Source organism: Teredinibacter waterburyi (genome assembly GCF_001922985.1).
Lineage (GTDB): Bacteria > Pseudomonadota > Gammaproteobacteria > Pseudomonadales > Cellvibrionaceae > Teredinibacter > Teredinibacter waterburyi.
The window spans coordinates 1-929 of the sequence record NZ_MRUH01000038.1 but is presented as its reverse complement, the minus strand read 5'-3'; the positions used below and the strand labels follow the sequence as shown (position 1 = coordinate 929).

Annotated in this window: 1 pseudogene; it reads left to right on the top strand. The window is 51.7% G+C overall.

Annotation, left to right across the window (positions count from 1 at the left end):
* A pseudogene (locus IDZ20_RS04850) lies at window positions 1-929 on the top strand (hypothetical protein); the annotation flags it as partial.

Below are 929 nucleotides of genomic sequence, written 5' to 3'. Positions count from 1 at the left end.
AGCACCGTTGCACAAGATATTAGCCCCGAGGCAATCACCTTTAATGCCCTAAGCGATCAAGCACTTAACGCCACGCTTAGCTCCAACACCGTAACCGTAAGCGGCATAAACGATGCGATAGCCATAAGCATTACCGGCGGCGAGTACTCAATTGATGGTAGCGACTACACCGCCGAAGCCGGCACCGTAACCGAAGGCCAAGAAATCACCCTACAAACCACCAGCGCCGCCACCTTCAGCACCACTCAAAATACCGTACTGAGCCTAGGTGATGTGCAGGCGACCTTCGCGGTAACCACACTGGCTCAAGATATAACGCCAGAGGCGTTTAGTTTTACCAGCGTTATCGATCAGCCTCTGGGTACAGAAATACTTTCTGAAGTTGTCACTATTACGGGAATAACGGGCGGTGTACCCGTGGGGATTGAAAACGGCCAATACGCAATTGATGGTGGCGCGTTTACATCTAATGCAGGTTTAGTTGAAGCAGGGCAAACGTTACAGGTTAACGTTATTTCCGCAAGAGCCTCGCTGGCTGAGGCACACGCGGTTCTTACCCTCGGCGATGCGGTGCGTGAATTTAGCGTAACCACCGCAACGGATACTGAGGCCCCGGTTGTAGAGGTAACATTCCCGCCGTGGCATAGCTTCACTGCCGCCGACACGCTAATAGTAAGAGGAAAGGCGAGCGACTTTAGCAGCATTGACGAGCTGAAGATCGTTAACAATGGCGTAGATAGTACCGCCGTCGTTCTGTCGGATAATGGCTACGATACTTGGCAAGCCGAAGTCCCTTTGAGCGATGGTGACAATGCAATAACCATTTCTGTTAGCGATGCTGGCGGAAACCTCGATGCCACAGCAAATAACGTTAACGTGCGCAAAGGCGATTTCGACAGTGCTATTTTTCCTGATGGTGCGGATGCCAA